This window comes from Fusibacter sp. A1, assembly GCF_004125825.1.
Lineage (GTDB): Bacteria > Bacillota > Clostridia > Peptostreptococcales > Acidaminobacteraceae > QQWI01.
Genome location: NZ_QQWI01000009.1, coordinates 129,779 through 148,898, shown reverse-complemented (window position 1 = coordinate 148,898; position 19,120 = coordinate 129,779). Strand labels below are relative to the sequence as shown.

Below are 19,120 nucleotides of genomic sequence, written 5' to 3'. Positions count from 1 at the left end.
TAACTGGAATGGGGATTTTTATATTTTGTCGTATAGCCATTAGGGCCTAGGGTGTTGAGTACGGTTTGGCAATCTGCTATGATGAAGTTACTAAGAGACGATGGAGGTAGGTATGTACCATTTGGTCACAAAAGAAGAATATGGCGATTTGGCCAAGTTTTTATATGGTTCCCCTGAGCTCAATGTGAATTTCACCTCGCTGCTTATCACCCATGGATTTCTCAATCAGAGTATCACGACATGGGTGCGAAGTGCGGGCGGAAGGCTTACAGGAGCTTGCTCGATCTACGAGGGAGTCGCGTATGTGTTTGAGAGGGAAGGAATGGATCATGACCCGCTTTTAAGTCTTTTGATAGGACGCAAGCTAAGGGCGATCACAGGACCTTGCCACCTCATCACAGGATTAGCTGAAAAGATGGAGCATCAACGGGTGTGGATCACGCATCTGATGCGTCTTGACCATCTGAACGAACTTGGAGCGGTCGATTCGTGTCCGATCCAACCGCTCCAGCTTGAAGATATCGCAGGAAAGATACTCGTTCAGAATGACGCGTTCGAGTTGAAAATAGATCCCGAGGATGAAAAACAGCGCATGTTGTTTGATCTTAAACTGCTTAAGGGATATGTGGCCAAGATGGACGGGAAAGTCGTGGCCGCAGGCGAGTGGACATCTTCACATCCGATCTACGGCACCCTTGTTGGTATAGCCACGCTGCCTGAGTATCGGAGAAACCACTGTGCGCAGGCGATTTCGGTGCAGCTTTGCAAAGACATCATCAGTGCAGGTAAGACACCGGTTCTACGTTACGACAACCCTGCGGCAGGTCGCTTATACGAAAAAATCGGCTTCGTCTTTGTCGCCGACTATGCGGTGATGTTCTTTGACGAATAGACTGGAGAGGATTATTTATGAAATTTTTAGGGCTTCGTACGCTTAAATCAAGTATCGGTGTTGTGATGGCCATCTATGTTGCCACCATGCTCGGTCTTGATTTTCCGGTATCGGCTGGTTTGATCGCCATACTGAGCATTTTGGATACCAAGCGTCAAACGTGGATTGTTGCCGGAAAACGCGCATTGTCAGCGGTCATCGGTTTGTCGATCGCAGTGTCGGCATTCTGGATTTTCGGATTCCATATCTACACGCTCGGTATTTTCCTGATGCTCTTTATTCCGATCGTCAATTCGCTTAAGCTGAATGAAGGGACCATGACCAACATCGTCCTTGTTACGCATCTTTTGAGTTATGGTGAGATAACAGCCCACGCGCTGGTCAACGAATTCGCCCTGATGGGGATAGGGATAGCAAGCGGACTGCTTTTGAACATGCACATACCAAGCAAGGAAAACAAGGTAAGGACCAGTCAGCTCGAAATCGAAGAAAAGATAAAGAAAGTGCTTCAGGTCTTCGCGCTTGAACTGAAAAACGCCTGTGACTTAAGTGCCGGGGAAAATTCGCTGCAAGAACTGAGGCAGTCCCTTAGGGAAGGTAAGTCCTATGCCTACCAGTACATGAACAACTACTTTTTTATCGACAACAGCTACTATGTGGAATACATGGTCATGCGCAAACGACAGTATGATAGACTCAAAGCCATGTCATTGCATATAGACGGCGTGATTCTAACCCAGGATGCGGCAAAGGATGTGAGCGCTTTTACCGAACTCGTGGCATCTGGAATCAGGGAATGCAACACAGGAAAGGAGCTTTTAGAGCAGCTTGAAGTCCTACTCGACAAATATCGATTTGGCGAGCTTCCTCAGACCAGGCAGGCGTTTGAAGACAGGGCGAGGTTGTTCCTATTCATCAATGAGCTGCAGACCATGATACAGATCAAGGTCGAGTTTATGGAGGAATACGGAGATATCAAGTATTGCGACGCATAACAGAAAAAAACTAGGTGCTCATTAAATGAGACCTAGTTTTTACTTATCATCCTAATTGTATATACTCCTAAAAGTTAAACCTGTTTTCCACCACATTCCAGTCCACTAGCGACCAGAAGGCCTTTACGTAGTCAGCTCTTCTGTTTTGGTAGTTTAGGTAATAGGCATGTTCCCATACATCGATTCCAAGTAAGGGTAGATGTCCGTCTGAGATTGGATTGTCCTGATTGGGAGTACCGACGACCTCTAAGTTGCCGTCCGAAGTCTTAATCAGCCACGCCCAACCGCTACCGAACTGGCCCAGCGCCGCTTTTTCGAAGGCCGCCTGAAAAGCTTCAAAGCTTCCGAAAACTGCCACAATCGTAGAATACAGTTCGCCTGATGGTTTAGCTTGTCCATTTGGAGACATGGCGTCCCAGAAAAGGCTGTGGTTGAAGTGACCACCCGCATTGTTTCTAACCGTCCAGTATTTCTCTTGTGGAACGATTTCCAAATGCTTAAGCAAATCGGCAACGGGCATTTCCTTTAAGTCATCCAACGACTCGAGTGCTGCGTTCAAATTGTTTATGTAACCCTGATGATGTTTCGAATGGTGAATTTCCATGGTTCTTGCATCGATATGTGGTTCGAGAGCGTCATAGCTGTATTTTAATTTAGGTAATTGATGTGTCATGGTGTACCTCCTTGTGAGTCCTTATTCTATAGCCATTGCTGCCTATCTACTAATGAAAGTATATCATCATCGCTATTGATTATCAATATCATTTACAAGTGTTACGAAATATTAAGAAGTTTGAAAATGTGCTATATTCAGACTTTTCGAACGATAGGGATTGTTAGGCTTATACGTCTCCTAGCAGTGTGGTATAATAAATCTTGAATGCTTAATCATGTGCACGGCTTTAGCAAATTCTTATCGTTTCTAACTGAAAACGATTTTTTTACATCATGCTTGACAACGTTTTCACAGCGTAATCGCCCTATTTACATGCTTTAACTATTTGGTGTATGATATAATGGAAGAATATTGTTAATTCTTTAACTTTAACTTTGCTATTTGTAGCAAAACAAAGTCCATGTCAGGAGGACCACATGTTTTTAAGGGAAATCGCTGAACTACTTGAGTGTGAAGTGCTAACGGGAAAAGAGTCACTGGATCGTGATTATGAATACGCGTTCGGATCCGACTTGATGAGCGATGTGCTCGCATATGTCGAAGATGATACCATACTCATTACAGGTCTTGTAAATCATCAGGTAATACGAACGGCTGAAATGCTTGATTTAAAGGCAATCATTTTTATAAGGGGAAAAGAACCTACTGCAGATGTGGTCGCACTTGCAAATGATCACGAGATGACATTGCTGGCGACTAAATATACCATGTACACCGCATCCGGAATTTTGTATAGCAAAGGACTAAAAGGTATTTCGGTTTAAGTCACTGATAGAATAGGAGAATGGCATGCAAGAAAGCATGAAATATGAGTTTTCTGTCCCAACAATGGATTTTACTGTCGCTGGAGAAGCGTCAAGTAGCATAAAGAAAGTTCTTAGACAACTTGGTATTGATTCAGGGATTATTCGTAGGGTGGCGATTGCGACATACGAAGCAGAGATCAATATTGCTATCCATTCCAATGGTGGAAAAATCACTTGTCTGATATCGCCTGAATGGGTGAAAGTCATAGCAAAAGACAACGGTCCTGGAATTGAGAATATCGAACTTGCGATGACAAAAGGATTTTCGACGGCAACAAGTGAAATTAGGGAATTGGGATTCGGAGCAGGAATGGGATTACCCAACATGAAAAAATGCTCGGATGATTTTGAGATTACATCAGAGGTGGATGTATTTACACAGTTGGTGATGACACTTTATCTGTAAATACGATACTGAGGGAGAGTAGAGAATGAAAGCATATTGGCATTCGGTGTTTTTACACAAAGAAAAATGCACAGGCTGTACTAATTGCATGCACAAGTGCCCGACTCAGGCTATTCGCGTGATCGACGGAAAAGCGAAAATCATAGAGGAACGTTGTATCGATTGCGGTGAGTGCATCAAAGTGTGTCCTTTCCACGCGAAGGATGCCAAAACAGATGTCTTAAGCGATTTGGCAAACTACCGCTACAAAGTGGCGCTTCCCGCTACCTCTTTATATGGTCAGTTTCCGACAGAATACGATATGAATCGTGTGATGAACACATTCCTTCGACTGGGCTTTGATGAAGTATTCGACGTGTCTAGGGCTGCCGATATCATATCCGCCTACCTGAACGACTATGTCGATAACGCCGAAGAGGAAAGAAAACCTTTGATCTCCACTTATTGTCCGGCGGTCACAAGGCTGATCCAAATCAGATATCCGTCCCTAATCGACAATATCATTACGATCGAATCGCCTTCGGAAGTCGCTGCAAGACAGGCGCGACAGCTGGTGAAGGCAAAAACTGGCCTAAAGGACGAAGAAATCGGGATATTTCTTATTACCGAGTGTCCTGCCAAGGTTACCAGTATCTATAAGCCCCTAGGCCTGGATAAATCACAGATGACAGGTGCGGTCTCACTGAAGAGCATCTATCCGAGAATGCTGAAGCTCTATGACAGTATGACCGGCGACATGGTGGATATGCAAATGGGTAGCGGTGTAGGCATCGGCTGGGGAAGAGTCGGCGGTCAGTCCTATGCGGTTGATATCGATAACTATATCGCAGTCGACGGCATTGATGAAGTGACCAAAGTACTGGACAAAGTGGATCTTGAAATGCTCAGAGGTGTTGATTTCATCGAAGGCTATGCCTGCGTCACTGGTTGCTGCGGAGGACCGCTTAATGTGGAGAATCCTTTTATCGCAAAAAGCCGAATTAGAAAACAAGCGAAGAAGCCTCCGATTTTCTCCGATGAGGAACTAAAATCGATGTGCTCTTTTGAAAATATCGTTTGGACCAACAAGATTGAACCACATCAGATTCTAAAGCTTGATAAGGACTTTAAAAAGGCGATAGAAAAAATGACGAAGATAGAAGCCCTTCACAAATCGCTGCCTGGACTTGATTGTGGAGCATGTGGATCACCGACATGCAGATCTCTTGCAGAGGATGTCGTCTTAGGACGTGCGAAATTTGAAGACTGTATCGTAAGAAAGGGAGCAAAATGATCACATTACAAACACTGATAGATAACTTTGGATATAAGCTGTTGACTGACGGGGTGGATACTTCAAGAGAGATCAGATCTCTTGGATGTTGCGACCTTTTGAGCTGGGTGATGGCAAACGGCAAGGAGGATGAGGCTTGGATCACGGTTCAGACCCATACGAACATCTTGGCAGTTACTTCACTGCTTGATATGGCATGCATCATCATTCCTGAAGGGATTACAGTCGAAACAGCGACGCTTGAGAAGGCTAACGAGAAGAACATTCCGATCTTTTCGACCTCGGAGAGCCCTTATGCTATTTTTACAAGGTTTTATGAAAGTGGTCTGCGCTAGATGAAGGCAAGCTACGACCTGCACATACACAGCGCGCTGTCGCCTTGTGCGGAACCGGAGATGACGCCCAACAATATTGTGAACATGTCTGTGATCAAGGAACTTGATTTTATTGCGATCACAGACCACAACGCCATTGAAAATGTGCAGGCGGCACTTGAAGTTGCTGAGGAACTGCCTATCATAGTGGTTCCAGGAATAGAAGTTCAAACCAAGGAGGATGTTCACATCCTCTGTTTGTTTAAGGAGTTTTCTTCACTGAAATCATTTTATGAGGAACTGATATGTAACATTCAGAAAATCCCTCATGATACGAAAAAATTCGGGGATCAGAATATTTTAAATGCGGATGACCAAGTCATCGGAACGTTGACACACTCTCTTTATGCATCCATCCAATTGTCTGTGGATGAGATCATCGAACGCGCGATCGGATGCGGTGGCGGAGTGATTCCTTGTCATCTGGACCGCGCGTCATACAGTATGATTGCCAATCTAGGCTTCATCGCACCGGATCTTCCGATCAGGTCGGTGGAGTTCAGCCCGGCGTGTGATCCGATTGAGTTTACCAAAAGGCATCTGTATTTAAGAAAATATGAGATGCTTATCAATTCGGACGCCCATGAGCTGGTGAACATCTCAGAACCGGTGCACCATATCGATGTAGAGGAAAAAACGATAGAGGCCTTGTTTAAAGCCCTATTTGGAGGCAAATAGATGAAAGAACTCGCACTTCATATTCTAGATTTGGTGCAAAACTGCATCACGGCGGGAGCTGACAGGATCACGCTCGATATCAACGAGGATATGGAAGAGAACACATTGAGTATAAGAATCGAAGATAACGGATGTGGAATGGATGAGGAGACGCTCAAAAGGGTGATCGATCCGTTTTACACCACGAGAACCACAAGGTCTGTAGGACTCGGCGTGCCCATGTTCAAAGTTAATGCCGAAATGTGCGGCGGGGACTTCAATATCACGTCCCTTGTGGGCGCTGGAACAAAGGTGGATGCATGGTTCATGTATGACCATATCGACAGACCACCGCTTGGAGATATGCCCAATACGATTGTCGGAATCGTCTTATCGCTTGAATCAGCTGATTTGGACTATTTCCATACGAGAAACGGCAAGACCTTTTCGCTGTCGACAAGTGAAATGAGAGAAATGCTGGGTGAGGATGTCTCACTTTCAGAAGTGGATGTGTTGCAATGGGTAAAGGCCTATGTGACAGAGGGGTTGACTGAAATCGGGGTCGACAGCCAATGAAGAGGATAGGCGTATTCATCATCTTGATCACCATGGCGATCCTACTTTTTGTAAAAGGAATGCCCATGCAGGCGAATTTCTTTTTAGGAGCATTCGGCTTTGGGCTAGGAATCGTACTTATAGGAATATCCGGTGTCAAACACTTTGACGATATGTAAAAAACACGTGCGAAATCGCACGTGTTTTTTTGCATATGATTAGAGCTAAAGCGCATCAATCTTGGCAGCCATGATAAAATCCGATTCGGAAAGACCGTTGATCTTATGTGTGGTTAGATGAATAGACACATATCCCCACCCAAAACGAATATCGGGGTGATGACCCTGCTCTTCGGCTAAGTCGGCGATCTTGCAGACAAAATCGAAGGATTCTGCAAAGTTCTTGAATTCGATCATTCTTTTTAAAAGTTTATTCTGATCGACAATCCAGTCGTTATCGAGTTCAGGCAAATACCCTGCGATGTCCTCTTTTGAAAGCGGCGGGGTGCCTAAGCTGCACGGGATACATTTCTGATTTAATAACATGAAGTCAACCTCCTTTTTATCTTCTATACCCATGTGGAGTTAAAATCACCAATATGATATGATAGAACATGATTAGTTTTACTTAATATCAGATAGGGAGGCTTCTTATGAGTAAGTCGATTGAAGCATTTGAACGAATTAGATCCAGTTATGAGGCACTTGAAAAAATAGATTTGAGTCAGTTCAGCAAGGACGATACCGTATTGCTGATTACGGATATGATCAACGGCTTTGCGCATTTTGGCGCTTTGAGCAGTCCAAGAGTCTTAGCAATCGCTCAGCCGATTGCTGAGTTTGCCAAGTTATGTGAGGAAAAACAGATTGAAATACTGGCATTTGCCGACGCCCACACAGAAAAGTCACCAGAGTTCGGTTCTTACCCCACCCACTGCCTAAAAGGCACCGAGGAGAGTGAGATCGTACCGGAAATCGCAACTGCCGTTTCTTTTAAACGGATTGACAAGAATTCGACCAATGCCTATCTGGAACCTGAGTTCCAGAAGCTGCTTGAAGGGAATCCCAAGTGGAAGAACTTCATTGTCGTAGGCGATTGTACGGATATCTGCATCAACCAGCTGGCAATCACCTTAAAGACTCATTTCAACAGGTTGGATGAAAAGGTCAATGTGATTGTTCCAGTTGACCTTGTCGACACTTACGATTATGACCTGCATGAGGGTGACCTGCTTCATATCATGGGCCTTTATATGATGGAGCAAAATGGCGTACAACTGGTGAAGTGGGGATAAATGATGAAAAACTATAAAGATAATTTGACGCTGCTGACAGATTTCTATGAGCTGACCATGATGAACGGTTACATGCATCACGGCCTGGACGAGCAGATAGGATACTTCGACTACTTTTTCAGGACAATACCTGATGGAGGCGGATTCGCACTCACTTGCGGACTTGCACAGGTGATCGATTATATTAAGGCGCTCAAATTCACAAAGGAAGATATTGAATTTTTAAGAAGTAAGGACATGTTCGACGAGAAGTTCCTGAAGCGACTGGAAAGTTTTCGATTTAGCGGTGATATGTGGGCGATGCCGGAAGGGACGCCCGTGTTCCCTAATGAACCGATCATGGTTGTCAAGGGAACCATGTTCGAGGCGCAGCTGATCGAAACGGTAGTCCTGCTGCTGATGAACCACCAGAGCCTGATTTGCACCAAGGCAAGCAGAATCGTGAGGGCTGCAAAAGGCAAAGCCGTGCTCGAGTTCGGTGCGAGAAGAGCCCAAGGGGTCGATGCCGCAGTACTTGGGGCTAGAGCCGCATATATCGCAGGCTGCGTCGGATCATCCAACACGATGGCGGACAGGCATTTTGGCGTACCGTCTTCAGGAACGATGGCGCATAGCTGGGTCCAGCTTTTCGATTCGGAATATGAGTCCTTTAAGGCGTACACCGAGACCTATCCGGATGAATCGGTATTGCTAGTGGATACCTACGATGTCATCAAGTCGGGAGTGCCAAATGCCATAAGGGTATTTGATGAAGTGCTTGTCCCATTGAACAAAAGACCTCGTGGAATAAGGATAGACAGTGGTGATATCGCCTATCTTTCAAAACACGCGCGGGTATTGCTTGATGAGGCCGGTTACGAGGACTGCAAGATTTTCGCATCGAACTCGCTGGATGAGTATCTGATCAGGGACATGCATTTTCAAGGTGCCAAGCTGGATGCCTATGGAGTAGGCGAAAGACTGATCACGTCGAAGTCAAGTCCGGTATTCGGCGGTGTCTACAAGCTGGTGGGTGTTGAGAAAAAAGGCGAGATTATTCCTAAAATCAAACTCAGTGAGAATGTTGAAAAAATAACTACGCCCGCCTTTAAAAAGGTCTGGCGTCTGTTCGACAATCAGACCGATAGTCCTATCGCCGATGTCGTGACACTGGTAGATGAGCATATCGACGATACAAAGCCCTATGAGCTGTTCCATCCAGAATTCACATGGAAGAGGAAGGTTCTAAAAGATTTTTACGCAAAAGAGCTGCTGGTCCAGATCTTTAACGCTGGCGAATGCGTGTATGAGCCACCGACTATCGAAGAGGTAAGAAATTACTGTCTGACTCAGGTGGACAATCTGTGGGATGAAGTCAAGCGATTTGAAAATCCGCATAGGTATTACGTGGATTTGAGTCCTAATCTATGGACGCTAAAAAGAGAAATGATACAACAGGTCAAAACACAGCTGCATGCTTTAAGTGAAAGCGACAACTAGAATCGGAGGCATCATGCATTTACCAGAAAAATTCATCAGCCAAATGAAAGACGTGTTTGGCAACGATTTCGATGCTTACCTGGCCAGCTTCTCCTTACCGCGTGAAGCCGGCTTAAGAGTGAACCTGAATAAGATCACTCCAGAGGAGTTTGAGAAGATCTGTCCCTTTAAACTGGAGAGGATTCCATGGACCACGGACGGGTACTATGTGGACCCGGACCTACGACCGGCCAAGCACCCCTTTTACCATGCCGGACTCTATTACATGCAAGAGCCGAGCGCGATGGCGCCGGTGAATACGATGCACATAGAAAATGGAGAGCGCATCCTGGACTTATGCTCGGCTCCGGGGGGCAAAACACTGCAAATCGCAAACCGTGTCGGTGAATCAGGCCTTGTGGTATCCAACGATATCTCCGCGAGCCGTTTACGCGCTGTGGTAAAGAACATAGAACAGTTCGGACTTAAAAACGTCATTATCACTTCCGAGCAGGTGGATAAGCTGGCAAACCTTCAAAGGGAATTCTACGATAGGATCCTTGTTGACGCGCCGTGTTCGGGAGAAGGAATGTTTAGAAAAGATCCATCGATAGCCGCATCATGGTCCGAGGCGAGCAACGATGAATATCATGCGATTCAAAGCTCATTAGCTGAAGGTGTGCAGCCCATGTTAAAAGGTGGAGGCCAGTTTCTGTATTCGACGTGCACTTTTTCGCCTGTTGAAAACGAGTCTGTGATCGAAGGACTCTTGAATGCTCATTCAGAACTTACAATCGAGGACATCGACAGCGAGTATTTTGAAGACGGCATCGCAATCGGCGGCGACGAGCGCCTGAGGTCTGCTAAAAGACTGTATCCTTTCAAATTGCGTGGAGAAGGTCATTTTCTTGCCAGTCTCATCAAAGACGGAAGGCTTGAAGCAAATGTAAATCCACAGAAAGATCAACCCGCACCTGAAGAACTGCAGGCGTTTATGAAGGAAGTTCTACATGAACCGATTGTAGGTAGTTTCAGAGTGCATAACGACAAGATCCTATTAGATCCACAGGCGGTTCCGGACCTAAAGGGAATCCGCGTGCTAAGAAGAGGGTGGCTCCTTGGGGAGCTTGTCAAGGGACGGTTCGAGCCGGCACAGAGTTTTGCCATGGGACTAAAAAAAGAGTGGATAAAAAATACCATCACTTTTGGCTATGAGGAGATCGAGGTTGTAAAATACCTGAAATGCGAGACACTGCATGTCGATTATCCCAACGGCTGGTACGTTGTCTGCATGGGGGATTTTCCCCTAGGATGGGCTAAGGTTGTGAACGGTCAATTAAAAAACAAATATCCCGCTGCGTGGAGAATGGTGTAAGTGATTATGAGATTAGATAAATTTTTAAGCAATATGGGAATAGGCACTCGGACCGAAGTGAAAAAACAGCTCTTAAACGGTTGGGTTCGAGTAAACGGTATTGTCGAAACTAAAGGAAAAGCGCATATCGACCCTGAAAAGGACGTGATTCGCTTCGGAGACCAGGTTGTAGGCTATAAGCCCTTTATCTACATCATGCTGAATAAACCGCAAGGCTATATCAGTGCGACAGAAGACCGTTCAAAAGCGACAGTGCTGGATCTGATAGACGAATCCTACCTGCATTACGATCTTTTCCCTGCAGGCAGGCTTGATAGGGATACGGTGGGGCTGCTTCTCCTCACCAACGACGGTCAGCTCGCGCATAAGATGCTGTCTCCCAAATATCATGTGGGAAAAACCTATAAGGTCACTACGCGTGATCCTCTGACTATTGAGGATTTGGAGCAACTTGAAAAAGGCGTTGTGATCCCTGGGGAGTATTTGACAAAACCTGCGAAAGCCAAGCTTCAAGAAGGCGATCCCCATACCTTGTACCTGACAATCAGCGAAGGTAAGTACCACCAGGTAAAGGAGATGCTGATCGCCATAGATAATGAAGTGGTATTTTTGGAGCGAGTCACCTTCGGACCGCTTTCCTTAGATGCAGATCTCGAACGTGGAGAGAGCAGGGAGCTGAAGGAGGAGGAAATCATCGCCCTGATGGAAAGTGCGAAAGGGGTAAGCGATGAACAAGCTACTTAAAGGTGTCCTTTTAACGCTTTTAGCCATAGGCATTCTTGTCCTTAGCGCATGTGGCTCAAGTGAGACTGCAAACCAAAATGATGAATTGAAAATAGAGCCGTGGTCTGTGATGCTTGGGATCCGTTCTGAAGCAAATGGAATCGGCTATAAAACAGTAGTGATTAGTTATCAGGACGGCGAGTACGGACTGACCGACTATGATATGGGTCTTATGTATTTGTCGACAGGTCATATACAGCTGCTGCGCGGTTATGACGGAAGATCGACCGTGGAATCAAGAATCGAAAGCGGCCAGTACCTGACCAGCGACTGGTCGACGGTCGTATGGAATCGCTTGGGACAGGCACCGGGCCTAGTGGAGATACAAGCGGAAACGGGTGTATACACGAAACTTCAGTCCCATGAAACGATTGAGGCGGTTGTCGATGGCAGAGTATATTTAAGAGAAGACTACCATCTATCTAATTCGGATGGAAATGATATCATCGGTTATGATATCGTCTCATACGCATTGGAGGAGAAAAGAGGAAATCTTGTCGGCATACCGCTTAAGACCTTACTGGACGAGAATCAGGTGAGTCAGATCATGAGTGCGATCGATCTTGAAGAAGAGGCGATCAAGGGTACAAATGAAAGTGATTCTGGCATCGTCACAAAGGAGCTGCTTGCAAACAGGGAAGCATGGCTGCCAGTGCGAGTAAAGGGCGGCGTATTTGTCCAGGTGCCTGTGGATGAAGTGGTCACCTACAAGACCAGCGGAGAAACGACCAAACAAACGGATCATTACATCAACATAGGGGTCCAGCTTGACAAGGATACGAAGTCAGATGAATCTGTTGAAGACCTTCTTGATTATCTAGTGCTGGATGAGAACCTGACCATAGGCATCAACGATAAGTATCAGGTCGTAGTAAGGAGCCCAGAGGGAGATCGGGTGGTTTCCCAGATAGGTGCCTTTGAAAAAGTGCTGTATATGCAGTCGATAGACCCCAGCTTATATGAACTTGAGATCGCGCCCGAAATCGCGATAGCCAAAGGTTCGTGGGTGCTAAAGCATTCCGCATATAAAATGGTTGATGAAAGCAAGTTGAGTGCGCTGTCGCAAGAGGCGCTAAGCATAGCCAAAGCAGAAATACTGGCTAGACACGGTTTTACATTTGAGGATGAGGAGACGCAAACTTATTTTGACGGGCAGTCATGGTATAAGAAGCTGGCTTCGCCTACGGTGTTAAACAGCATTGAGAATGCAAATGTCATCGCCATAGAAAATGCGCTCCACGATAAGACGACAAAAGAAATCGATCTGGACTTTGATGGCGTCGTCGACCAAATCACCTTAAGAGGCCAAGGTGATGAATGGTTGCTCACCGTGAATGAAGATACCAAACCGATCAAAAGGGAATTGAATGAACATTCCTTGGTGATCGCCGACTTAGATGAGTCTGACGGAAGAATGGATATTCTGATTACGGTGTACGGACCGCTGCCCCAGGAGTATTTTACCCTTGTTTATCAAAAGGGCGAACTGGAGCTTGAGATGTTTGAATCCATTGAAGGAGTTTTCTACCACGATGAACGCGGTACGATCTGGCAGAGGCGTTTCTTACTGGATCCTTTTACGCATTTTGCGGAAATCGCTTGGCCGAGCGTGGAGGACAGACTGTTTAGAACTTCGTCGTTCCACAACGTGCTGTTGAGCTTTGATGCTTATACGACTCCTGACAAGACGGACCTTATCACGGTGCAAGCGGGACATTCGATAGAAATAATCGGTTCTGACGGTGTATCGACACTAGAGTTTACTACGCTTGAAGGATTAAAGGGATTTATCTACCTGGATCAAAGCGGAAAAATCAACGGTATCGAGATGCTTTTAGATGAAGTGTTAAGTAATATAAAGTGAGGAAACTATGAGAACATTGCATGTTATGGATTGCGGGCTGATGTCTTATGATAAGGCCCATGCTTTGCAGTTGGAAATTTTAAAAAAAGTGCAGGATGGTGAAATGCCTGATACGCTCATGCTAGTAGAGCATCCTCCTGTCATTACCATGGGAAGAAACGCGGTGGAAGGAAATGTGCTTTTCTCTGAAGACTTCTTACTGGAACAGGGAATTGAGCTTCGAACGATTGAACGTGGCGGTGACGCAACCTATCATGGACCGGGTCAACTGGTGGGTTATCCGATTTTTAACATTAAGGAAAGACATGGAAGAAGCATCAGGAGATTTGTCACGATTCTAGAGCAGGTCTTCATCGACTTTATGAAGGAACATCATGACATTACAGCGGAAAGAAACGAGATCAATGCGGGTGTGTGGATCGGTGATTCTAAAATATGTGCCTTGGGTCTTGCTGTAAAACGAGGTGTGACCTTCCATGGCTTCGCGTTCAATGTGAATCCCAACCTGGACCATTACGGCTACATCGTACCTTGCGGTCTTGTCGGCAAAAGCGTCACATCACTTGAGGCTTTGACCGGCCAGAAGCAGGACATGGATAATGTGAAGGGTGGAATCAAAGAGCTGTTTGTACGACTTTATGAGTTCGACGAAGCGATCGACGTGAAAAGCAGCTAAGTCGGTGTTGTTGAGTTGAAAAGTTAAAAAGTTTGCCCTACCCCTGCATTATTTTGTAGATCCATACGAAATAATGACAGGGGTTTAATTATGCTATTGACAAACTTATAGAAGGGGTGTAGAATCATGATATCTAATCCCGAGTTGTTTAATAGGAATTGCAATGAAAAAGGAAAGTAGTTATCATATGCTATCAAAGAGAGGGAAGCTTGCTGAGAATTCCCATAGTATGGATGATGAAGTGCCCTTTTGAGCACTGTACCGAATCAAGTAGGCTACAGCGGGCGCTCCCGTTACAGAGCACGCCAAGTGATAGCTAGAGTGGAACAGCAGAGCATATGCTTTGCCTCTATGTATGGGGCAAAGCTTTTTTAGTTGAAGGAGTGTTTTCATGACGAAGAAAGCATTACGTGAATTGATCGGAAATACGCCGGTTGTCGAGTTAAAAGGCGATTACGGCAATGAATATACAAAGATATTTGTCAAACTGGAAAAGTTCAATCTGGGCGGAAGCGTAAAGGACCGTGCCGCACTTGGCATGATCGAAGGTGCCTTGAACGAAGGTTTTTTAAGATCTGATGGTACGATTATCGAACCTACAAGTGGAAATACCGGAATTTCGATAGCCCTGATCGGTCAGCTGCTCGGACTCAAAGTAAAAATTGTCATGCCCGAAACCATGAGCAAAGAAAGAAGACAGTTCATAACCGCTTATGGCGCTGAGTTGATTCTGACTCCGGGTGACCAGGGCATGAAAGGTGCGATTGAAACTGCCAGAAGACTGGCAAGTGAAGACCATAGCTCCTTCGTACCCATGCAGTTCAGTAACCGTCACAACACCAGAATCCATTACGAAACGACAGGACCCGAAATTTTAAGTGCGGTTCCCGAGGTGACATGTTTTGTCGCTGGTGTTGGGTCTGGAGGAACGATTAGCGGTGTCGGCAAGTATTTGAAAGAATCTTTAAAAGAGGTTGAAGTAGTTGCTGTAGAACCGGCAGAATCCGCTGTTTTATCAGGAAGACAACCTGGAGCACATAAGATTCAAGGAATCGGTGCAGGATTCATTCCCGAAAACTTCGACCCGTCCGTAGTGGATAAGATCAAACAAGTATCCGATGAGCAGGCGGCTGCGACATGCAAACGGATCGCCAAAGAAAAAGGATTGCTGCTGGGTGTCTCATCTGGAGCGGCGATTTTTGCAGCAGAGCAACTAGCCAATGAGTCGAAAGACCCGATGACCATCGTCGTCTTGGCGCCGGATGGCGGTGAGCGATACCTGAGCTTGGGAATCTTTTAGGAGGTATGTATGTTTAAATCGATGAAAGCATATTTGGACAATGTCAAAATGAAAGATCCGGCAGCGAGATCCTATCTGGAGCTGTTGCTATTATATCCAACAGTCCACGCGGTCTTTTCCTATCGAATCTCGCATTTCCTATATGGTAAGAAGCTGTTCTTCCTAGCCCGTCTGATCTCGCAGCTAGCTAGACTCTTTACCGGTATTGAAATCCACCCTGGTGCTCAGATCGGAAAACAGCTGTTTATCGACCATGGCATGGGTGTCGTGATTGGCGAGACTACGGTGATAGGTGACCGTGTCACACTTTATCAGGCGGTCACCCTTGGCGGTACAGGCAAAGATATAGGAAAAAGACATCCTACCCTGGGCGACGACGTTGTGGTTGGTGCAGGAGCCAAGGTGCTTGGACCGATAATGATCGCTTCTGGCAGCAAAATCGGTGCCAACGCAGTGGTACTTAAGGACACGATCACGAACTCGACTGCTGTGGGCATACCTGCAAAAATATACAATAATAATTTTGAAGCGGTCGTACAGGTATTGAATAAAGACAATAAAAATATTAAAATAAATAATGATATGGTAATTTGAAATCAAGCTGTCTCGAGTAGGCAGCTTTTTACTTATGTGAGGATAAATCATGAAAAAAGTCATACTATTATTGGTCGCAATCCTTCTGGTAGGCTGCCAACCTTCAGGAACCAGTTTGGAAGGCCGTGTCATGGCATTTCAAGCCGCTGTTGCTGATGAGAGCAAAGATGTGTATCTGGAGATGTCCAAGGCCTTCAACGGACTAACTGATGACGAGATCACAGCCGTCATCGAAGAAGTTCCCTTTGAAGTAGTCTCTGAGTACACGGACAGGATCACTGAATCCCTCTCGCTTTTGGTACCGCACTGGAAGAGCTTTGATGGATTCAATATCAAATACCTGAAAAATAAAACGGTGCTTGAACAGAAAGAAACCGAAACGCTTGAATTCGACTCCTTTGAAATGACAGTCATCGTCGACGCGCCCACTTTGGAATCGCTCTATGAGGAGATACTCGACCAGCTCACCTTCGGCAACCGCCATGTAAAGGAAAACCTATATGTCGATGATGAGGACACTGTCGTCAGCTGGAGCTACCAAAACACAGCGCTCACTCTACAAAGTGCGGATGTTTTCGTGTTTGATTTTGAAACAGGAATCTATTATAAAATCAGATACGAGGATAAGGAGATCTCCTTTATTTCGGATAACAGGCATGAGCTGAAGTACGGCGCGGTATCGTTGGTTGAACTTGTAGGAACGACCTTGGAGTCGGATTTCATGGGACTGATTCCCCTAGAAATCGAATCGCCTGTCGAATTGACTTACGAGACAGCTGTGACATCAGGTTCTGAGGAAGGAACCATGATATACTATGCCGCATTCTCAGAGGACGGATATGTTCCTGTCGATGACGCCGCAGATAGGAAGGTTCAGGGAAGTCTGTTGATGAAATGGGTAATAGAAGAGGAGACAAGCAGCAGGATTTTTCTGCTCCTTAAATAAAAAAAATGGCTCACTTAGAGCCATTTTTTTGTTTGGTAATCATAGACCTTATGGTCGAGCAGGGGTAGGATGAACTGTCTGAACTTGTCGTCGAATGAATCATCGAGTCCAAGCGGGTTTCTGATGATATGCTCCAGTTCCTGTTCGAGCCTGACATATCGGTCTTTGGGTCTGCCTATTCTGGCCGAAGCCGATTCAAGCCAGGCCTCATACATTTTTGAGAGGTCTCTGATTCGACTGATCGCCTTTTCATCACTGGCATATAGGACAGACATGTGCGACAATAAAATAGTAACCGAATCGTATAGCGTAAACCAATCCTTGGTGAGATGATGCGGTGCTCGAGTGACAAGACCCGCATGATTCATGGCGGCAGTCAAATGTTCTGTAAATCGAGACTCGTAGTCGCCGACAGGCATGCCTGAAGGTCGGTCTTCGCGGTAGAGCGAAAGTATTTTCGAAGTCAGGTCCGGCTGATGCTGAGCTAGGACTTCGGCAAAATGGTCCTTGTTTTCTCCAGGTCTTAGTGTAAGCGAACCAGGTAGCACAAAACTGACACCCGCATCCTTGAGTCTCTTTAAAAAGGAGATCAAAGGTTGGTTTCGATCGTTCAAATAGGGAATGAAGGGCATTGCGGCCACTCCTACAGGAATACCTTCCTTGGTGAGCGTCTCGATGGCCTTAAGCCTGGCAGAAGCGCTGGATGCGCCAGGTTCCAACCAGCTTGTCAAGTTGTCGTCGTCGGTTGTAAGCGAAAACATCACCATCACCTTCTTATGCTGATGCCACGCCTTTAGGATGTCCAGGTCTTTGAGTATCAGATCGGACTTGGTGAGTACGACCGCCGCATGCTGCTTATGGTGGGGAAGAGCATTGATCAGGATGTTGCGCGTCAGATTGAACTTTTTTTCGATGGGTTGATACGCATCCGTATAACCGGAACCGATCATGATGGGTCCCTTTTCAGAGGCTGTCCTGATCTCGTCGACAAGCGAGTTCGCGCAGTCATAGCGCACAAACAGATCCTTGCCGAAGACTCCGTCGAAATAGTATTTCTCACTTCGACCGTCGCAGTAGGCGCAGTTATGTGAGCAGCCCGCATAGGGTGCTATCTTATATTTGGACATGAACCAGGTGTCCACGTCTTTTCTTTTATTCAGGTAACTTTTAGATTGAACCAATTGAATCATTATTTTCCCCTTTACAGCATCAGTAGCTTCATTTTAGCACATTAACCAATTGTTGACCAACGTGTTAGGAGGTACAAATGAAATACATCGACTTGCATTGCGATGCGATTATGAAAGCCTATTATAAGGGATACAGTTATGAGCGCAACGAGGGTCATGTTGATCTAGAGAAACTGATAAGCAGTGGATGTCTCATGCAGTTTTATGCGGTGTTTTTCAGCCTAGAAAATGTACCGTCCGCTTTTGAGCACTATCAGAAGATGAGCAATCATTTTCTTGCATTCTTAAAGGATAGGGAGGATATCGGACTCGTCAGGAACTACGGCGATATCAATCCGAATAGGGTGAATGCGGTTCTGACAGTAGAAGAAGGCGGAGTGCTTGAGGGTAACATTGATCATTTGAAAACCCTTTATGAGGATGGTGTCAGAAGCATCACGCTCACATGGAACTATGAAAATGAAATCGGATATCCAAGTAGCAAATTCATACATAGCGACAAGGGATTAAAAAAATTTGGAAAAGAAGTAGTGGAAGCGATGAACGAATATGGTATGATAATTGATGTGTCTCATTTATCAGATCAGGGAACCAAAGAGGTCTGCAAGCTATCCAAACAACCGATTATCGCAAGCCACTCCAACTCAAGGGCGCTCACACATCATGAGCGTAACCTGACAGACGAGCTGATTAGGGATATTGCGAATACGGGTGGTTTGGTCGGACTTAATTTTTATCCTCAGTTTGTAACCGGAACCGATCATATGGAACTTAAGGCTCTTGTTCGACACGCAGACCACATAAGGAACCAGGGCGGAATAGATACGCTTGCGATCGGATCTGATTTTGACGGCATTGGCGGAAACCTTGATATTAAAGACGCGAGTCAAATGTATAAACTCGCCGATGAACTCAAAAAATCCGGCTTTAGTAGGAATGAAATTGAAAAAGTGTTTCATAAGAACGCACTTCGTGTGTTTTATGAGGTGGTAGGTTAAGTAGGAGG

At 45.6% G+C, this 19,120-nt stretch carries 22 protein-coding genes and 1 other annotated feature; of the genes, 19 read left to right on the top strand and 3 right to left on the bottom strand.

All coding sequences use genetic code 11. From position 1 onward, the window contains the following. The first annotated feature begins 112 nt into the window (after positions 1–112). Together DWB64_RS13980 and DWB64_RS13975 are read left to right on the top strand one after the other, a co-directional pair. Positions 113–892 carry a GNAT family N-acetyltransferase gene (locus DWB64_RS13980; protein WP_164980423.1) on the top strand — a complete coding sequence of 260 codons (780 nt, stop codon included), beginning with the start codon at positions 113–115 and terminating at the stop codon, positions 890–892. Positions 893–909: 17 nt separating this feature from the next. After that, positions 910–1,887 carry an aromatic acid exporter family protein gene (locus tag DWB64_RS13975; protein WP_129488869.1) on the top strand — a complete coding sequence of 326 codons (978 nt, stop codon included), beginning with the start codon at positions 910–912 and terminating at the stop codon, positions 1,885–1,887. 67 nt (positions 1,888–1,954) lie between these two features. On the opposite strand, the gene DWB64_RS13970 is transcribed toward DWB64_RS13975, so the two are convergent. Then, positions 1,955–2,560, bottom strand: a complete 606-nt coding sequence (locus DWB64_RS13970; protein ID WP_129488868.1) for a superoxide dismutase — start codon at positions 2,558–2,560, stop codon at positions 1,955–1,957. A gap of 419 nt (positions 2,561–2,979) precedes the next feature. Between DWB64_RS13970 and DWB64_RS13965 the strand changes: the two genes are divergently transcribed. Genes DWB64_RS13965 through DWB64_RS19300 form a run of 7 tightly spaced genes read left to right on the top strand, consistent with a single transcriptional unit; the run spans position 2,980 to position 6,813 of the window. Further along, a complete protein-coding gene (locus DWB64_RS13965; protein WP_129488867.1) occupies positions 2,980–3,327 on the top strand; it encodes a DRTGG domain-containing protein in 348 nt (115 codons plus the stop codon). 25 nt (positions 3,328–3,352) lie between these two features. Next, positions 3,353–3,775, top strand: coding sequence for an ATP-binding protein (locus DWB64_RS13960; protein ID WP_129488866.1), 423 nt, complete (start codon positions 3,353–3,355; stop codon positions 3,773–3,775). Between the two features lie 25 nt (positions 3,776–3,800). Next, positions 3,801–5,048 carry a [Fe-Fe] hydrogenase large subunit C-terminal domain-containing protein gene (locus DWB64_RS13955; protein ID WP_129488865.1) on the top strand — a complete coding sequence of 416 codons (1,248 nt, stop codon included), beginning with the start codon at positions 3,801–3,803 and terminating at the stop codon, positions 5,046–5,048. Then, the gene (locus DWB64_RS13950) at positions 5,045–5,383 is read left to right on the top strand and encodes an AraC family transcriptional regulator (RefSeq protein ID WP_129488864.1); all 339 of its coding nucleotides are present in this window, start codon (positions 5,045–5,047) and stop codon (positions 5,381–5,383) included. The genes DWB64_RS13955 and DWB64_RS13950 overlap by 4 nt, the downstream gene beginning before the upstream one ends. Beyond that, a complete protein-coding gene (locus DWB64_RS13945; protein ID WP_129488863.1) occupies positions 5,384–6,100 on the top strand; it encodes a PHP domain-containing protein in 717 nt (238 codons plus the stop codon). Next, positions 6,101–6,655 carry an ATP-binding protein gene (locus DWB64_RS13940; RefSeq protein WP_129488862.1) on the top strand — a complete coding sequence of 185 codons (555 nt, stop codon included), beginning with the start codon at positions 6,101–6,103 and terminating at the stop codon, positions 6,653–6,655. It begins immediately after the preceding gene. After that, positions 6,652–6,813 (top strand): hypothetical protein, encoded by a 162-nt coding sequence (locus tag DWB64_RS19300; protein ID WP_164980422.1) that lies wholly within the window; start codon positions 6,652–6,654, stop codon positions 6,811–6,813. Before DWB64_RS13940 ends, DWB64_RS19300 begins: the two co-directional genes overlap by 4 nt. Positions 6,814–6,858: 45 nt before the next feature. On the opposite strand, the gene DWB64_RS13935 is transcribed toward DWB64_RS19300, so the two are convergent. Next, positions 6,859–7,179, bottom strand: coding sequence for a 4a-hydroxytetrahydrobiopterin dehydratase (locus tag DWB64_RS13935; protein WP_129488861.1), 321 nt, complete (start codon positions 7,177–7,179; stop codon positions 6,859–6,861). Between the two features lie 107 nt (positions 7,180–7,286). Here DWB64_RS13935 and DWB64_RS13930 point away from each other — a divergent pair, with 107 nt between their 5' ends. The 9 genes from DWB64_RS13930 to DWB64_RS13890 all read left to right on the top strand — a co-directional run bounded on the left by DWB64_RS13930 (position 7,287) and on the right by DWB64_RS13890 (position 16,924). Then, the gene (locus DWB64_RS13930; RefSeq protein WP_129488860.1) at positions 7,287–7,928 is read left to right on the top strand and encodes an isochorismatase family cysteine hydrolase; all 642 of its coding nucleotides are present in this window, start codon (positions 7,287–7,289) and stop codon (positions 7,926–7,928) included. Beyond that, a complete protein-coding gene (locus DWB64_RS13925; RefSeq protein WP_129488859.1) occupies positions 7,929–9,407 on the top strand; it encodes a nicotinate phosphoribosyltransferase in 1,479 nt (492 codons plus the stop codon). Between the two features lie 13 nt (positions 9,408–9,420). After that, a complete protein-coding gene (locus DWB64_RS13920; protein WP_129488858.1) occupies positions 9,421–10,761 on the top strand; it encodes an RsmF rRNA methyltransferase first C-terminal domain-containing protein in 1,341 nt (446 codons plus the stop codon). A 6-nt stretch (positions 10,762–10,767) separates the two neighbouring features. Next, positions 10,768–11,505 carry a pseudouridine synthase gene (locus DWB64_RS13915; protein ID WP_129488857.1) on the top strand — a complete coding sequence of 246 codons (738 nt, stop codon included), beginning with the start codon at positions 10,768–10,770 and terminating at the stop codon, positions 11,503–11,505. Beyond that, on the top strand, positions 11,489–13,408 hold the full coding sequence (locus DWB64_RS13910) for a YARHG domain-containing protein (protein WP_129488856.1): 1,920 nt from the start codon (positions 11,489–11,491) through the stop codon (positions 13,406–13,408). Before DWB64_RS13915 ends, DWB64_RS13910 begins: the two co-directional genes overlap by 17 nt. A 7-nt stretch (positions 13,409–13,415) precedes the next feature. Further along, positions 13,416–14,084, top strand: a complete 669-nt coding sequence (gene lipB, locus DWB64_RS13905; protein ID WP_129488855.1) for a lipoyl(octanoyl) transferase LipB — start codon at positions 13,416–13,418, stop codon at positions 14,082–14,084. A 154-nt stretch (positions 14,085–14,238) separates the two neighbouring features. After that, positions 14,239–14,438: a binding site (T-box leader), on the top strand. A 37-nt stretch (positions 14,439–14,475) separates the two neighbouring features. Further along, positions 14,476–15,384: a cysteine synthase A gene (gene cysK / locus DWB64_RS13900; protein ID WP_129488854.1), complete on the top strand. Its 909-nt coding sequence runs from the start codon at positions 14,476–14,478 to the stop codon at positions 15,382–15,384. A 9-nt stretch (positions 15,385–15,393) separates the two neighbouring features. Further along, the gene (epsC, locus tag DWB64_RS13895) at positions 15,394–15,978 is read left to right on the top strand and encodes a serine O-acetyltransferase EpsC (protein WP_129488853.1); all 585 of its coding nucleotides are present in this window, start codon (positions 15,394–15,396) and stop codon (positions 15,976–15,978) included. Positions 15,979–16,027: 49 nt separating this feature from the next. After that, a complete protein-coding gene (locus DWB64_RS13890) occupies positions 16,028–16,924 on the top strand; it encodes a hypothetical protein (protein ID WP_129488852.1) in 897 nt (298 codons plus the stop codon). 14 nt (positions 16,925–16,938) lie between these two features. Here the strand turns inward: DWB64_RS13890 and DWB64_RS13885 are convergent, their stop codons facing one another. Further along, entirely contained in the window at positions 16,939–18,114 is a 1,176-nt protein-coding gene (locus tag DWB64_RS13885; protein WP_129488851.1) for a radical SAM protein, read from the bottom strand. 77 nt (positions 18,115–18,191) lie between these two features. On the opposite strand from DWB64_RS13885, the gene DWB64_RS13880 reads away from it, so the two are divergent. Next, positions 18,192–19,112: a dipeptidase gene (locus DWB64_RS13880; protein ID WP_129488850.1), complete on the top strand. Its 921-nt coding sequence runs from the start codon at positions 18,192–18,194 to the stop codon at positions 19,110–19,112. Positions 19,113–19,120 lie beyond the last annotated feature (8 nt).

Coding starts and splice junctions, on each gene's coding strand:
- DWB64_RS13940 (WP_129488862.1), top strand. CDS start 6,101: ATGAAAGAACTCGCACTTCATATTCTAGATTTGGTGCAAAACTGCATC.
- DWB64_RS13945 (WP_129488863.1), top strand. CDS start 5,384: ATGAAGGCAAGCTACGACCTGCACATACACAGCGCGCTGTCGCCTTGT.
- DWB64_RS13960 (WP_129488866.1), top strand. CDS start 3,353: ATGCAAGAAAGCATGAAATATGAGTTTTCTGTCCCAACAATGGATTTT.
- DWB64_RS13930 (WP_129488860.1), top strand. CDS start 7,287: ATGAGTAAGTCGATTGAAGCATTTGAACGAATTAGATCCAGTTATGAG.
- DWB64_RS19300 (WP_164980422.1), top strand. CDS start 6,652: ATGAAGAGGATAGGCGTATTCATCATCTTGATCACCATGGCGATCCTA.
- DWB64_RS13935 (WP_129488861.1), bottom strand. CDS start 7,179: ATGTTATTAAATCAGAAATGTATCCCGTGCAGCTTAGGCACCCCGCCG.
- DWB64_RS13920 (WP_129488858.1), top strand. CDS start 9,421: ATGCATTTACCAGAAAAATTCATCAGCCAAATGAAAGACGTGTTTGGC.
- DWB64_RS13970 (WP_129488868.1), bottom strand. CDS start 2,560: ATGACACATCAATTACCTAAATTAAAATACAGCTATGACGCTCTCGAA.
- DWB64_RS13885 (WP_129488851.1), bottom strand. CDS start 18,114: ATGATTCAATTGGTTCAATCTAAAAGTTACCTGAATAAAAGAAAAGAC.
- DWB64_RS13910 (WP_129488856.1), top strand. CDS start 11,489: ATGAACAAGCTACTTAAAGGTGTCCTTTTAACGCTTTTAGCCATAGGC.
- DWB64_RS13915 (WP_129488857.1), top strand. CDS start 10,768: ATGAGATTAGATAAATTTTTAAGCAATATGGGAATAGGCACTCGGACC.
- DWB64_RS13980 (WP_164980423.1), top strand. CDS start 113: ATGTACCATTTGGTCACAAAAGAAGAATATGGCGATTTGGCCAAGTTT.
- DWB64_RS13950 (WP_129488864.1), top strand. CDS start 5,045: ATGATCACATTACAAACACTGATAGATAACTTTGGATATAAGCTGTTG.
- epsC (WP_129488853.1), top strand. CDS start 15,394: ATGTTTAAATCGATGAAAGCATATTTGGACAATGTCAAAATGAAAGAT.
- lipB (WP_129488855.1), top strand. CDS start 13,416: ATGAGAACATTGCATGTTATGGATTGCGGGCTGATGTCTTATGATAAG.
- DWB64_RS13880 (WP_129488850.1), top strand. CDS start 18,192: ATGAAATACATCGACTTGCATTGCGATGCGATTATGAAAGCCTATTAT.
- DWB64_RS13925 (WP_129488859.1), top strand. CDS start 7,929: ATGATGAAAAACTATAAAGATAATTTGACGCTGCTGACAGATTTCTAT.
- DWB64_RS13955 (WP_129488865.1), top strand. CDS start 3,801: ATGAAAGCATATTGGCATTCGGTGTTTTTACACAAAGAAAAATGCACA.
- DWB64_RS13975 (WP_129488869.1), top strand. CDS start 910: ATGAAATTTTTAGGGCTTCGTACGCTTAAATCAAGTATCGGTGTTGTG.
- DWB64_RS13890 (WP_129488852.1), top strand. CDS start 16,028: ATGAAAAAAGTCATACTATTATTGGTCGCAATCCTTCTGGTAGGCTGC.
- cysK (WP_129488854.1), top strand. CDS start 14,476: ATGACGAAGAAAGCATTACGTGAATTGATCGGAAATACGCCGGTTGTC.
- DWB64_RS13965 (WP_129488867.1), top strand. CDS start 2,980: ATGTTTTTAAGGGAAATCGCTGAACTACTTGAGTGTGAAGTGCTAACG.